Origin of the sequence: Mycobacterium sp. E183, from assembly GCF_001667735.1 — a bacterium.
Taxonomy (GTDB): Bacteria; Actinomycetota; Actinomycetes; order Mycobacteriales; family Mycobacteriaceae; genus Mycobacterium.
In genome coordinates this window covers 23,503-36,272 of the sequence record NZ_LZJN01000163.1, presented here as the reverse complement: position 1 = coordinate 36,272, position 12,770 = coordinate 23,503, and the positions used below count along the sequence as shown (strand labels likewise).

The 12,770-nt window shown below is 71.0% G+C and carries 12 protein-coding genes; 4 read left to right on the top strand and 8 right to left on the bottom strand.

Translation table 11 applies throughout. The features are described from left to right. Positions 1–62: 62 nt before the first annotated feature. Complete coding sequence (locus A5691_RS19345; RefSeq protein ID WP_369827149.1) at positions 63–650, bottom strand: hypothetical protein; 588 nt, start codon at positions 648–650, stop codon at positions 63–65. A gap of 88 nt (positions 651–738) precedes the next feature. Here A5691_RS19345 and A5691_RS19340 point away from each other — a divergent pair, with 88 nt between their 5' ends. From A5691_RS19340 to cmaA1, 3 genes are all read left to right on the top strand, one after another. After that, entirely contained in the window at positions 739–1,407 is a 669-nt protein-coding gene (locus A5691_RS19340) for a hypothetical protein (RefSeq protein WP_067754566.1), read from the top strand. A gap of 38 nt (positions 1,408–1,445) precedes the next feature. Continuing rightward, positions 1,446–2,978, top strand: a complete 1,533-nt coding sequence (locus A5691_RS19335) for a DNA polymerase Y family protein (protein WP_067887713.1) — start codon at positions 1,446–1,448, stop codon at positions 2,976–2,978. A 110-nt stretch (positions 2,979–3,088) separates the two neighbouring features. Then, positions 3,089–3,976 carry a cyclopropane mycolic acid synthase CmaA1 gene (gene cmaA1, locus A5691_RS19330; RefSeq protein WP_067754569.1) on the top strand — a complete coding sequence of 296 codons (888 nt, stop codon included), beginning with the start codon at positions 3,089–3,091 and terminating at the stop codon, positions 3,974–3,976. Positions 3,977–3,980: 4 nt separating this feature from the next. On the opposite strand, the gene A5691_RS19325 is transcribed toward cmaA1, so the two are convergent. The 5 genes from A5691_RS19325 to A5691_RS19305 form a co-directional block, all read right to left on the bottom strand. Then, positions 3,981–4,439: a hypothetical protein gene (locus A5691_RS19325; RefSeq protein WP_068266760.1), complete on the bottom strand. Its 459-nt coding sequence runs from the start codon at positions 4,437–4,439 to the stop codon at positions 3,981–3,983. Further along, positions 4,436–5,461, bottom strand: a complete 1,026-nt coding sequence (locus tag A5691_RS19320; protein ID WP_082950422.1) for a nucleoside hydrolase — start codon at positions 5,459–5,461, stop codon at positions 4,436–4,438. The genes A5691_RS19325 and A5691_RS19320 overlap by 4 nt, the downstream gene beginning before the upstream one ends. A gap of 20 nt (positions 5,462–5,481) precedes the next feature. Then, entirely contained in the window at positions 5,482–6,225 is a 744-nt protein-coding gene (locus tag A5691_RS19315) for a 2OG-Fe dioxygenase family protein (RefSeq protein ID WP_067754575.1), read from the bottom strand. Positions 6,226–6,267: 42 nt separating this feature from the next. Next, complete coding sequence (locus A5691_RS19310) at positions 6,268–8,271, bottom strand: SDR family oxidoreductase (RefSeq protein WP_068018634.1); 2,004 nt, start codon at positions 8,269–8,271, stop codon at positions 6,268–6,270. Positions 8,272–8,438: 167 nt separating this feature from the next. Then, on the bottom strand, positions 8,439–9,152 hold the full coding sequence (locus A5691_RS19305) for a histidine phosphatase family protein (protein WP_067751465.1): 714 nt from the start codon (positions 9,150–9,152) through the stop codon (positions 8,439–8,441). An 84-nt stretch (positions 9,153–9,236) separates the two neighbouring features. Here A5691_RS19305 and A5691_RS19300 point away from each other — a divergent pair, with 84 nt between their 5' ends. After that, positions 9,237–10,109 (top strand): MaoC family dehydratase, encoded by an 873-nt coding sequence (locus tag A5691_RS19300; protein WP_067751463.1) that lies wholly within the window; start codon positions 9,237–9,239, stop codon positions 10,107–10,109. Here A5691_RS19300 and otsB read toward each other — a convergent pair. Continuing rightward, the gene (otsB, locus tag A5691_RS19295; RefSeq protein ID WP_068018637.1) at positions 10,106–11,233 is read right to left on the bottom strand and encodes a trehalose-phosphatase; all 1,128 of its coding nucleotides are present in this window, start codon (positions 11,231–11,233) and stop codon (positions 10,106–10,108) included. The two genes, A5691_RS19300 and otsB, sit on opposite strands and share 4 nt — an antisense overlap. Before the next feature lie 41 nt (positions 11,234–11,274). After that, positions 11,275–12,618: a wax ester/triacylglycerol synthase domain-containing protein gene (locus A5691_RS19290; RefSeq protein WP_068018639.1), complete on the bottom strand. Its 1,344-nt coding sequence runs from the start codon at positions 12,616–12,618 to the stop codon at positions 11,275–11,277. Between the last annotated feature and the right edge of the window lie 152 nt (positions 12,619–12,770).

Below are 12,770 nucleotides of genomic sequence, written 5' to 3'. Positions count from 1 at the left end.
ACGTGCGGCCAGCCGCACACTCGTGGCCGAACGTGCGGCCAGCCGCACACTCGAGAGCGTGGCTACTCCACGAATTCGCTTCGGCCGTAAGCGATCGTGGCGGCTGCCCAGTTGCCGCCGGCTTCGCCGACGAGTCGTCGGGCGACGTCTCGATCGTGGTTTCCCGCGACCAGGATCAAGGTGTGGTCGGTGGTGGTGACCGATCCACCCCGGATGCGGTCGCGGGCGGCCGGGTCGGCCGCCAGCGCGTCGCCGAAGCGGGCGATGTCGACTTCCGGCACGGCGATGATGATCGCGTCCTGGTCCGGCGTGGGCTCGTAGTCGAAGGTCAGCACCGCTTCTTGGTCGAACTGGCGGCGCAGCGCCTCGGCGGCGGCGTGCACCGAGCCGTCGGCGCCGCACAGATGAAATTCCCGCGAGCTCTCCCGGGTGTTCCGGTGCAGCGCGCTCGACCAGTACACCCCGTCGAGCGGGGTCGATCCCGTCACCGCCGCGCCGCTTGACGCGATCGTCACGGTGGCCTGCACCTCGAACAGGGGATCGGTGGTGTCGGTGGCGAACAGCTCCGCCTGCCGGCAGGGGGCGGCGGCACTTGGCACCGGAAAAGTACAGCAAAAGAGCACCATCAGCCACACCAGCAACGACCGCATAAAGCAGCCTCTCACGTTTCTTGACGGTTGTCGGAGGGCGGGTGTTTACTCCAACTGTATCGAACATACATTCGAACAGGAGGCAGTCATGACCGCGGCTTTGGCCTCCGAAAATCGCGCTGAGCAGCTCGAATCGCTTCGGCGGCGGATGGCCGTGATCACCGGGAAGGCGCCGGGGCCCGCGGCCACCCGTGCCGACGATCTGCTGCCGGAATCGGAAGCCCAACTGGCGCTGCCGCGGTGGTTGGCGGAGTCGCTGCCGGCGCCCCTGCCGCGCGGATCGGTGGCGGTCCTCTCGGGCGCCCGGTCGCTGCTGCTGAGCATGGTGGCCGCGGTGACGGCGGCGGGCGGCAACGTGGCAATCGTCGGCCAGCCGGACATCGGGCTGTTGGCGGCCGCGGAGATGGGGGCGGATCTGAGCCGGGTCGCGGTGATCCCGGATCCCGGCACCGACCCGGTGGAGGTGGCCGCGGTGCTCGTCGACGGCATGGATCTGGTGGTCCTCGGCCTGGGCGGGCGCCGGGTGCCGCAGACCCGGGCGCGGGCGGTGGTAGCGCGGGCCCGCAACAAGGGGTGCACCGTGCTGGTCACCGACGGTGACTGGCAGGGGGCGCCCACCCGGCTGGAGGCTCGGGTCTGCGGTTACGAGCTCACCTCGGGGGGCCGCCCTGGGTTCGGCCGGATCAGCCGGGTGCGGCTGCAGGTCAGCGGGGTGTGTGCGGGCCGGCGGGTGACCGCCCGGGCGCGAGCCGGGTGAATTCACCAGTGGCATCCCGGGTGCTGGCCATCTGGTGCATGGACTGGCCCGCGGTCGCCGCGGCCGCGGCCGCCGGCCTCTCCGCGACCGCCCCGGTGGCGGTCACGTTGGCCAATCGGGTGATCGCCTGTTCGGCGGCCGCCCGCGCGGCGGGGGTGCGGCGGGGGCTGCGGCGCCGGGAGGCGGCGGCCCGCTGCCCGCAGCTGCACGTCACCACCGCCGACGCGGACCGCGACGCCCGCTTCTTCGAGTCGGTCATCGCGGCGGTGGACGACCTGGTGCCGCGTGCCGAGGTGCTGCGGCCCGGGCTCTTGGTGTTGCCGGTGCGCGGGGCGGCCCGCTATTTCGGCTCCGAGGCCGACGCCGCCGAGCGGCTGATCGATGCGGTGGCTGCGGCCGGCGCCGAGTGCCAGGTCGGGGTCGCAGACCGGCTGTCCACCGCGGTCTTCGCCGCGCGGGCGGGCCGGATCGTCCCGGCGGGCGGTGACGCGAAGTTCCTGTCTGTGCTGTCTATCCGCCAACTCGCCACCGAACCCAGCCTGTGTGGTCCTGGCCGGGAAGAGCTGACGGACCTGTTGTGGCGCATGGGGATTCGCACCATCGGGCAATTCGCCGCGCTGTCGGCCACCGACGTGGCCTCCCGGTTCGGCGCCGACGGGGTGGCCGCGCACCGGTTGGCCCGCGGTGAACCCGAGCGGGGACCGTCCGGACGCGAGCCGCCGGAAGAGCTGGAGGCCGTGCTGGACTGCGACCCGCCGATAGACAGGGTCGACGCCGCGGCCTTCGCCGGCCGCTCGCTGGCCGCCGCGCTGCATCGGACTCTGATGGGCGCCGGGGTGGGCTGCACCCGGCTGGGCATTCACGCCGTCACCGCCAACGGCGAAGAACTGCACCGGGTGTGGCGATGCGCCGAGCCGTTGACCGAGGACGCCACCGCCGACCGGGTGCGCTGGCAACTGGACGGCTGGTTGAGCAGCCGGACCACGCGCAATCCCCGCCCGACGGCGCCGGTGACCCTGCTGCGGTTGCAGGCGGTCGAGGTGGTGTCGGCCGAGGCGCTGCAGCTGCCGCTGTGGGGCGGCCTCGGCGAGGAGGACCGGCTGCGGGCCCGTCGCGCCCTGGTGCGGGTGCAGGGCCTGCTCGGCCCGGAGGCGGTGCGGGTGCCGGTGCTGTCCGGCGGGCGCGGGCCGGCCGAACGCATCACGTTGACCCCGCTGGGCGACGAACCGGCGCCGCGGGCCGACCCGAGTCTGCCGTGGCCCGGGCGGCTGCCCGAGCCGTCACCGGCGGTTTTGCTGGACGACCCGGTGGAACTGCTTGACGGCCAAGGGAATTCGGTGCGGGTGACCGGCCGTGGGCTGTTCTCCGCCGACCCGGCGCGGCTGACCGTGCACGGCAAGGACGAGCGGCTGGACTGGTGGGCCGGGCCATGGCCGGTCGACGAGCGGTGGTGGGATCCCGACGTGGGAAGGGGCCGCACCGCCCGCGCGCAGGTCTTGCTGGAGGGCGAGCGGGCGTTTCTGCTGTGCTACCGCCAGCGGCGCTGGTACCTCGAAGGCAGCTACGAGTGACGGCGCTATCCGCACCGGATGGGCGTCATCCCCACCCCCGTACCGATGCCAGAGGGACCGGGAGACTTCACTGTTTCCGGCGTGCTCAAATCGGCGACTAGGCTGTCACGATGCCTACGACGTCGGAGCCCCCCGAGGGGACGGATTTAACGCCGCACTTCGACGATGTGCAGGCCCACTACGATTTGTCGGACGAATTCTTCCGGCTTTTCCTCGACCCCACCCAGACGTACAGCTGCGCCTACTTCGAGCGCGACGACATGACGCTGGAAGAGGCGCAGATCGCCAAAATCGACCTCGCCCTGGGCAAACTTGGGTTGCAACCGGGTATGACGTTGCTCGACGTCGGCTGCGGCTGGGGGGCCACGATGATGCGCGCCCTCGAAAAGTACGACGTCAACGTCGTCGGCCTCACCCTGAGTCGCAACCAGGCCGATCACGTCGAGCGGCTGATCGCCCAATCCGCCAGCCCGCGTTCGGCGAGGATTCTGCTGCGCGGCTGGGAACAGTTCGACGAGCCCGTCGACCGGATTGTCAGCATCGGCGCCTTCGAACACTTCGGGCACGAGCGCTACGACGCGTTCTTCACCCTGGCGCATGACCTGCTGCCCGATGACGGGATCATGTTGTTGCACACCATCACCGGGCTTCATCCGACGGAGATGGTCGAACGCGGCATGCCCATCTCGTTTACATTCGCCCGATTCGTCAAATTCATTGTGACCGAGATCTTTCCGGGCGGGCGACTGCCCTCGATACCGATGGTGCAAGAACGCGCCACCGCGAATGGCTTCACAGTTAGTCGCGTCCAGTCGTTGCAGCCGCACTACGCGAAGACGCTCGACATCTGGTCTGCCGCGCTGCAAGCCCACAAGGACCAGGCCATCGAGCTGCAATCCGAGGAAGTGTACGAACGGTACATGAAATACCTGACCGGCTGCGCCGAGATGTTCCGCATCGGATACATCGACGTCAATCAATTCACGTTGCAGAAATGACTTCCTAGGCCCGCCCGCAGCGGACCGCCCGCGCCTGCGCCATCAGCCCGCCACCGCCGGGGAGCGCGCCCACCACCGCGCGGGCCAGCCGGTCGCGGCCCCGGACGCGGTCGGTCCTGGCCTGACCGGTGCGCAGGTGGCGCCAGCCCAGGGCCGCCCACGACGCCGAGCCGGCGGCGTCGGTCACCCCGCCGCGGGCGCGGTGCCGGTCCGCCGCGGCGAGGCCGAGCGCCGTCGCGGAGTGCACGGTGTCGACCCACACGCCGGCCGCCAGCACCTCCGGGCCGGGATTGATGCCCGAGAGCAGTGCCTGGACCAGGTGGCGCCCGCCCAGGATCCGGGTGACGACGAGCGACTTGCGGTCGACCTGCACCCCGTGGATGTGGCCGAGCACCCCGGAGGGGGCGGTCAGCAGCGCGGCACCCCACCCCGCGCGCAGAACTTCGATGAGGCGGATCTTCATGGGGTGTTGGATAACCGGCGGGCGAAGCTCCCAACCCGTTCGATAAACCGGTCGAAGAAGGCCGCCGCGTCCACGTCGATCCCGATCAGCGCGTTGGGTTCTCGGCGCCCCGACCAGTCGGTCACGGTCATGGCGCGGGTCAGCGTGCCGGTCAGCTCGATGTCCACCGTCGCGGGCCGGATGGTGACGAGCCCCGGGTCCAGCGCCGCGGCGGCGGCCAGCGGATCGTGCAGGTGCGCCTGGAAGCCGTGGCCGATGTCGTGGTAGGCCTCCAGGTAGAACCGCATCGCGTCCTCGATCACCCGTATCAACGCGTTGGACGCGGTCGACCGCGTGCCGGGCTCGTCGCCCGCGCTCATCGGCATCGTCGTCGACCCGGCAGCGGCGGCCAGCCTGGTGAGGTGCTCCGGCGTCATCGCCACCTTGCGGGTCAGATCCAGGCCGCACAGGATCGGAAGCCGTTGCGGCTCAACGGTCGCCCAGGCGTCCAGGACCTCGGCCGCGGCCTCGGGGTCCACGCTGATGTTCCATTCGGCCACCGCGGTGGTGTTGCCGCGGTGATCGTAGGAGCCGCCCATGACGACCAGCCGGCGCACCAGCGTCGGCAGCGCCGGCTCGGCGCGCAGCGCCAGCGCCAGATTGGTCAGCGGGCCGGTGGCCACGCCGATCAGCTCACCGGGATGGGCGCGCGCGGCGCGCACCCACGCGGTCGCCGAGTCGTGGACGGTGAGCCGGCGATCGGTGGCTGGCAGTTCGGCATAGCCCAGTCCGCGAGGGCCGTGAACCTTCGACGGCAGGCTCATCGGCCCGGTGAGGGTCTCCTCGGCGCCCTTGGAGACCGGCACGCCGGTGCGCCCGCACAGCTCGAGCAGGCCCAGGTTGTTCTCGCAAACCTGCTGCACCGCAACGTTTCCCCCGGTGGAGGCGATGCCGACCACGTCGGCGTCCGGGCTGGCGAACAGGTACATCAGCGCCAGCGCGTCGTCGACGCCGGTGTCGACGTCGACGAATACGGGCCTCACCGCGGCAACGATACCGTCGCTCAGGGCCACGCCGAGGCGAAGGTGACCACCAGGACGTCGCGCTGGGCGGGGCCCGAGCCGTCGATCGGGCGGATCGGGGAGACGCCGTGCAGGGTGCGGCGGTCGTCGCCCAACATCAGCGTGCCGGGTTCGGCCAGCGTCGTCGCCAGCAACTGCCTGCCGTCGCGGTCATTCACCGTGCTCTCGCCGCCGATGGCGTTGCGCCGCCCGACCAGCAGTGAGCTGACCAGGGTGACGCCGTCGCGGTGCATGCCCTCCGGCGTCGGATGGCCGCCGTCGTCGGACAAGGACCGGACCCGGAACGGATGCACCTTGACGTTCCAGTCCGCGACGTCGTCCAGCGCCGCCGCCACTCGGGCCAGCAGGTCGATGATCCTGCGCAGCAACGGATCCCGGGCGAAAGCGTCGGTCAGCGGCTCGAAGTCGCGGTCCTTGCCGATGTAGAGGGGGTTGGAGTCCTCGGGCTGCGCGAACGTGCTCCTGGGCACCGGGCGCAGCGCACCGTCGCGAAAGGAGTACTGGCCGTACCGGCGCAGCCGCTGCACCCCCAGCTCCGCGGCGTACGGGTCGGGTCCCAGCTGCTGCCAGTGCCGGGCGAATCGGGTCCACTCCTCGCGGCCGGCGCCCAGGCTCCGCGTCACGTCGAGTGAGGACATCACCGCGACGCCTCGCGTGGCGACCAGGCGGGCCGCGGCGGCCACCGGGTCGGCGTCCGCCCGTTTCGCGGAAAGCGTCCGGGTCATCGCGCCGGAATACCGCAATCAGGCGCGGCTGAAACGCCCGGACTACCAGTGCACCCCGGGCACCCGGCGCACCAACCGTTTGACTCCCCGCGGCGTCCGGATGCCGCCGGTGACGGCGCGGACGGGCCGCCTCGGCTTGCGCCGCGGCGGGGGCGCGGCGGGCGGCTCGGTGGGCAGTCCGCGGGCCGCGGCCGAGTCGGGGTAACCGAGGTACAGCTGGTGCAGGATCCGCCTGGACGTCCGCGGCGCGAAGTAGTTGCCCACCTCGGCCAGCGTTCCGAGGGGGGTGTCGATGCGCGCCGGCTTCTCGACCAGCCCGCGCACCACCATGGCGGCGGCGCGCTCCGGGCTGATCGCGGGCACCGGGTTGAGCCGGTGCGACGGCGCGATCATCGGCGTACGGACCAGTGGCATATGAATATTGGTGAACGTGATGTGGTCGGACAGCGTCTCCGAGCCGACCACGTCGGCGAACGCGTCCAGCGCCGCCTTGGTGGGCAGGTACGAGCTGTACTTCGGATTGCGGGCCTGCACGCCGGCGCTGGAGACGTTGACCACATGACCGAAGCGGCGCTCGCGCCAGTGGGGCAGTAGCGCCAGCACCATCCGCACCGCGCCGAAGTAGTTGACCGCCATGACCCGCTCGTAGTCGTGCAGCCGGTCGGTCGAGTTGACCACCGAGCGGCGGATCGACCGGCCGGCGTTGTTCACCAGGTAGTCGACGTGGTCGAAGCGGCCCAGGATGTCCTTGATGGTGTGCTCGACCGAGGTGGAATCGGTGACGTCGCAAGTGAAGGCGTGGGCGTCACCGCCGGCCGCGCGGATCTCGGCGACCAGTTGATCCAGCGCGTCGGCGTTGCGGGCCAGGGCGAACACCGTCGCCCCGCGCTCGGCCACCGCGATGGCCGCCGCCCGGCCGATGCCGCTGGACGCGCCGGTGATGATGACGTGCCGGCCGTGCAGCGGCCCGTGCGGGTCGTCGCGGCGCGCCCGGTCCGGGTCCAGGTACTCGGCCCAGTACCGCCACAGCCCGGGCGCGTAACTGGAGAACTCGGGCACCTCGATGCCCTTGCCGCGCAAGGCTTTCCGGGTCTGGTCGCTGATGAAGGTGGGCTTGAGGTCGACCAGGTCGAAGACCTCGGCCGGGATACCGAGCTGGGTGGCCGCCATGTTGCGCAGCACCCTGGCCCGCCCGCGCACCTTCAGCACCGGGGCGGCCACCGAGCCGGGCAGCGACCCGCGCGCCGGCGGGAGCCCGGCCGCCTTGGCGACGCCGCGGTAGATGCCCCGCAGCCCAACGGTTTTGGGGGCGGTGAGGTGGAAGGCGCGGCCGTCCAGACCGTCGGCATGCATCAGCGCCACGAGCGCGTCGACGACGTAGTCGACCGGCACGATGTTGGTGCGGCCGGTGTCGGGGAGCATGATCGGCGTCAACCTGGGCAGCACCGCCAGCTTGGCCAGCACGCCGAAGAAGTAGTACGGCCCGTCGATCTTGTCCATCTCGCCGGTGCGCGAATCGCCGACCACCACCGCCGGGCGGTAGATCCGATAACGCAGCCCGGGCGCCGACCGCACCAGCAACTCGGCCTCGAACTTGGTCCGGTGATACGGGGTCGGCAACGGCTGGCCGACATCGAAGTCGTCCTCGGTGTATTCGCCGGGGAAGTCCCCCGCGACCGCGATCGAGGACACGTGGTGCAGCGTCGCGCCGAGTCGCTGAGCCAGCTCGATGACGGCGCGGGTCCCCTCGACATTGGTGGCCCGCTGCTCGGGCTCGCCGGCGGTGATGTCGTAGATGGCCGCGCAGTGCACGACGTGGTCGATGCTGCCCAGCTCGGCGAGGGTCTCGTCGGCCAGCTCCAGCTCCGGCAGCGCTCCGACCAGCGGTTTGGCCCGGTCACTCCACTCGGCCGCGAGCCGTTCGAAACGCCCCAGCGACTCCCGCCGGACCAGCACCCACACCTGCGCATCGGGTTGGGTGTCCAGCAGCCGGGCGACGACGCGGCGACCAATAAACCCGGTACCGCCGGTAACGACATACCGCATGCAGCCATCGTGGCGGTCGCGACCGCCCGCGTCAACTGTGGCGATCGCAAGCGCGGCGTCGCCGGGCGTGGCGGGTCGCCACTGTCAGCCCTGTGGCGATCGCGAGCGCGGCGTCGCCGGGCGTGGCGGGTCGCCACCGTCAACCGTCGCGGGCGTGGCGGGGATTGTCAGTTGTGGAAGTCGCGAATGCCGTCCCAGTCGACCAGGGTCCAGCCGTTCATCGGGTTGCCGGTGATCACCACGCGGCCGACGTTGGGCAGGGGATGGCTGGTCAGCAGTGAGTCCTTGGCGTTTTTCGCGTTCATCAGCGTCCAGTACTCGATGGCGAATTTGTGCGAGAACACCACCGGGTTGTGCTGGCCGCTGTTGTAGACCTTTGCGATTGCGGCGGTGAATTGTTCGTTGAACTGCTTGCCGCTGATCGACCCGGGGATGCTGTCCTGCGTGTCGCCCCGGAGCCAGTCCGCGGGCGCCAGCAGGTACGTCGCATTCTCCTGGGCGATCGGCTTGCCCTCGAACCAGCCCGCGTTGATCTCCTGAATGCCCTGCAGCACCTCGACTTGCTTGCCCAGCTCCGAGGCCAGCGGCGCTGCGGTCTGCTGTGTCCTGACCATCGTGGAGGCGTAGATGCCGTCGTAGTCCTTATGGCCCGCCTGATGCGCGACCTGCTGGGCCTGACCCTGGCCCTCCGGGGTCAGGCTGGGCCCCGGCACCGAGGTGTCGATGATCCCGCTCGCGTTGGATGCCGACTGGGCGTGCCGGATGAACGTGATCGTGATGCTGCGTGCCTGCGGTGACCCACCGCAGGCCCCGACGACGAGGACCGCGGTCAGCGCCGCGACGGCCTTCGAGACATTCCGGATCACGCTGCGCTTCGGCATGGCAAATAGCCTGCCCTGCCGACGGCATCGGTGGGAAGGGTTTGCGATGGTTAAGTGGAGAAATTACTTGCGAAGGAGACTCAGATGGCGATTGACCCGAGTGCCGTCGGCGCGGTGACCGAACCGATGCTGTTCGAGTGGACCGACCGGGACACGCTGCTGTATGCGCTCGGCGTCGGCGCCGGCCTCGACGACCTGTCGTTCACCACCGAGAACAGCCACGGCATCGAGCAGCAGGTGCTGCCCACCTACGCGGTGATCTGCTGCCCGGCCTTCGGGGCAGCCGGCAAGGTGGGAACGTTCAACTGGGCCATGCTGCTACACGGCTCGCAGGAAATCCGGCTGCACGCGCCGTTGCCGGCCGCGGGGAAGCTGTCGGTGGTCACCGAGGTCGCCGACATCCAGGACAAGGGCGAGGGCAAGAACGCGATCCTCGTGTTGCGCGGCCGGGGCACCGACCCGGATTCGGAGAAGCTGATCGCCGAGACGCTCACCACCCTCGTGATCCGCGGCGAGGGCGGATTCGGCGGCGTGCCGGGCCAGCGCCCGGTGGCCCCGGAGATCCCGGACCGCGAACCCGACGCCCGGGTCGCCCTGCCCACCCGGGAGGATCAGGCGTTGATCTACCGGCTCTCCGGTGACCGCAACCCGCTGCACAGCGACCCGTGGTTCGCCCGCGAGCTCGCCGGCTTCCCCAAGCCGATCCTGCACGGCCTGTGCAGTTACGGGGTCGCGGGCCGCGCGCTGGTCGCCGAGCTCGGCGGCGGGACCGCCGCCAACGTCACCTCGATCGCCGCGCGGTTCACCTCGCCGGTGTTTCCCGGCGAGACGCTGACCACGCTCATCTGGCGCACCGAGCCGGGCAAGGCGGTGTTTCGCACCGAGGCCTCGGGGGCCGAGGGCAGCGGCCCGCGGGTGGTCCTCGACGACGGCGCCGCGGAATACGTACAGGCTTAGGGCGATAGCTTGCGCGCCAGGCGGGCGGTGAACTCGCCGGCCTGCGCGGGGCTGTCCAGCGCGAATCGCGCCGCGGTGGCGCGGTCGCCGTCGTCGTAGTGCCGCACCAGGATTGGCACGCCGCCGTCGCCGACCGCGTCGAACGCGTCCTCGTCGGTGATGTCGTCGCCGAGGTAGACCGGGGTCCGGGCGCCGGGTTCGGCCTCGGTTAGGTGATCGAGCACCCAGCGCAGCGTTTTGCCCTTGTCCCAATCCAGGTCCGGGCGCAGCTCGATGACCTCCCGGCCGGTGGTCACCCGGAGGCCGTCGCGGCGGCCGGCTGCGCGCACCGCGGCCGCCACCTCGCCGACCCGGTCGCGTCCGGCGTTGCGGTAGTGCACGGCGACCCCAAAGCGCTTGTGCTCCACCACCACTCCCGGGATGGAGCCGAGTCGCTCGCGCAGCTCGCCGGCGGCGGCCTCCAGCACCGGGATGGCCGCGGCGGCGTCGTCGTTCTGGTGGTGCGCGCCGTCGGGCGCGGTCAATTCGAACCCGTGGCTGCCGGCATACCAAATCCCGGGCACCCCAACGCGTTTCGTCACGTCGGCCAGATCACGGCCGGACAGAATCGCCACCGGGCACCCGGTCGCCAGCTGCCGCAGCGCCTCGGTGGCGCCGTCGACCGGGACGGCCGCGTCCGGGTCGTTGACGATGTCGGACAGCGTGCCGTCGAAGTCGAAGAACACCGCGGGCCGCCGCGCGGCCAGGTCGTCGAGGGCCGTCAGCGCGTCGGGCAGCTGCGACATCCGACGGTCCCCGGTGCGCACGGTGATCTGGTGCAGGTCGGCGACCACCGCGTCGGCGCCGGCGTCCCGCAGCGCGTCGCCGCGCCCCTCATCGACGCCGATGACCAACGCGAATCCGCCGGCGCGCGCGGCCGCGACGACCGAGCCGTCGGCGGTGACGACCGCGCATCGGCCGGGCCGGACCTGCAGCCGGCGGGCCGCCTCCGACGGGTCCCCGGTGTAGACGGCGGTGCCCACCCCGGCCACGCGCAACTTGCCCTCCAGGCTGGGGTCCGGCGCGTGGAACAGCACCGCGTCGTGGCGGCGCGGGTCGATGACGACCAATCCCGACTGTGGCACGACCCCACCTTCTCACGGTGGCAGGCCGGTCGGGGAGTGGGTCAGTGCCGGGCTTGCCCCGGCGCGGGCGGGCGGGCACCCGGCGGGCGACCGGGGAAGGCGCGCGGCGCCCGCCCGCGGCGGCGATCGCCGAACAGCAACACCGAATCCTGGCTGAGCGCCACGAGCCGCGCCATGCCCAGTTCGATTCCGGCGGCCAATTGCTTGACGTCGAACGCGGCGCCGGGTTCGGCGGTGATGCCGAATACCAGTTCGTCGCCGTAACTCAGCACCGCGACCCCGGTGCTCAACTGGACGGCGGTCGGGGGGATGGGCAGCAGGCGCTCCATCGTCTGTCCCATCAGGCGCAGCCGGTGGCGGGGCCCGGGCACGTTGGTGCCCAGCGTCACGATGGCGCGCTGCGGGATCCGGGACAGCAGCGCAACGACGCCGTCCCGCACGAGCGTCGGCAAGGAGTTGAGTGCCGACTCGATGATGCCGCCGGATTGGGTTGTATCCGCTGCCTTTTCGTTCCATCGGGTCTGCACGGTGCGCAAGCGCTGGACCGGGTCGTCGTCCTCGACCGGCAGGTACGGCGACCGGACCGGCGTCGGCGCCAGGGCGGGCAGCGAGTCGGCCCGTGGCTCCTCACCGCGACCGAGCAGGACCGTCCGGAAGCCCTCGGTGGCGGCGGCCAGCGCGACGTCGTTGACGGTCACCCCGAACCTGCGGCAGACGCGGTCGACGTCGGCGATCGGGACCCGCACCGTGGCGTAGCGCCGGGGCGTTGCGGCGCGATCGGGCGACTGCAGCGCGGGCCAGAGCGCGCCGACGACGGCGCCGGTCGCGGTCCAGGACGCCCGCCACAGCGCATCGGCCCAGCCGGTTCGCCGCACCGGCGGTTGCGAAACCGGTTCGGCCGCAGGGGCATTGGCGAAGGCGCTCTCGTCGGCGTCGTCGCAAAGCCTGGTGAGCAGGTGTGCGGGCGATTTGCCGTCCAGCAGCCGGGGATGGGCTTTCATCAGGATCGCCCATCGGTTGCCCTTGAGGCCCTCGATCACCCAGCACTCCCACTGTGGGCGGTCCGGGCTCAGCGGCCGTTCGAGGGCGTGGGCGATGGCCCGGGACAGCTCGGTGTCGTCACCCGGTCGGTTGATCGCCACCCGGCGCACGTGCTGGGCGAGGTCGAAGTCCCGGCAGTCGACCCAGCCCGGGTGCGTCGGGTGCGGCCGCAGCACCTGCGTGCAGCGGGGAATCGATCGAATGCGTTCCGCCAGAAGGGCTTGGAGGCGCTGATGGTCGGGTGCGCCGTCGACGATGGCCACCGCGCCGATCGCCAGGCCGGCGTGCTGGTCGGGGTGGTGGGTCTTCAGGAAAGCCGTATCCAGTGCCCTCACCTGCGCCATGCTCGCCCCCGCCTCATTTTCGCCCTGATACCAGTGTCTGTCGGTCCTTGTTGCCCGCGGTAGGCCCGCGGCGTTAAGAGCGTGTTTAGGAGTTGAAGATCGGTTTAACAACGGTTGTCCTGCACCGGAGGTAATTCGAACAAACTTTCGAT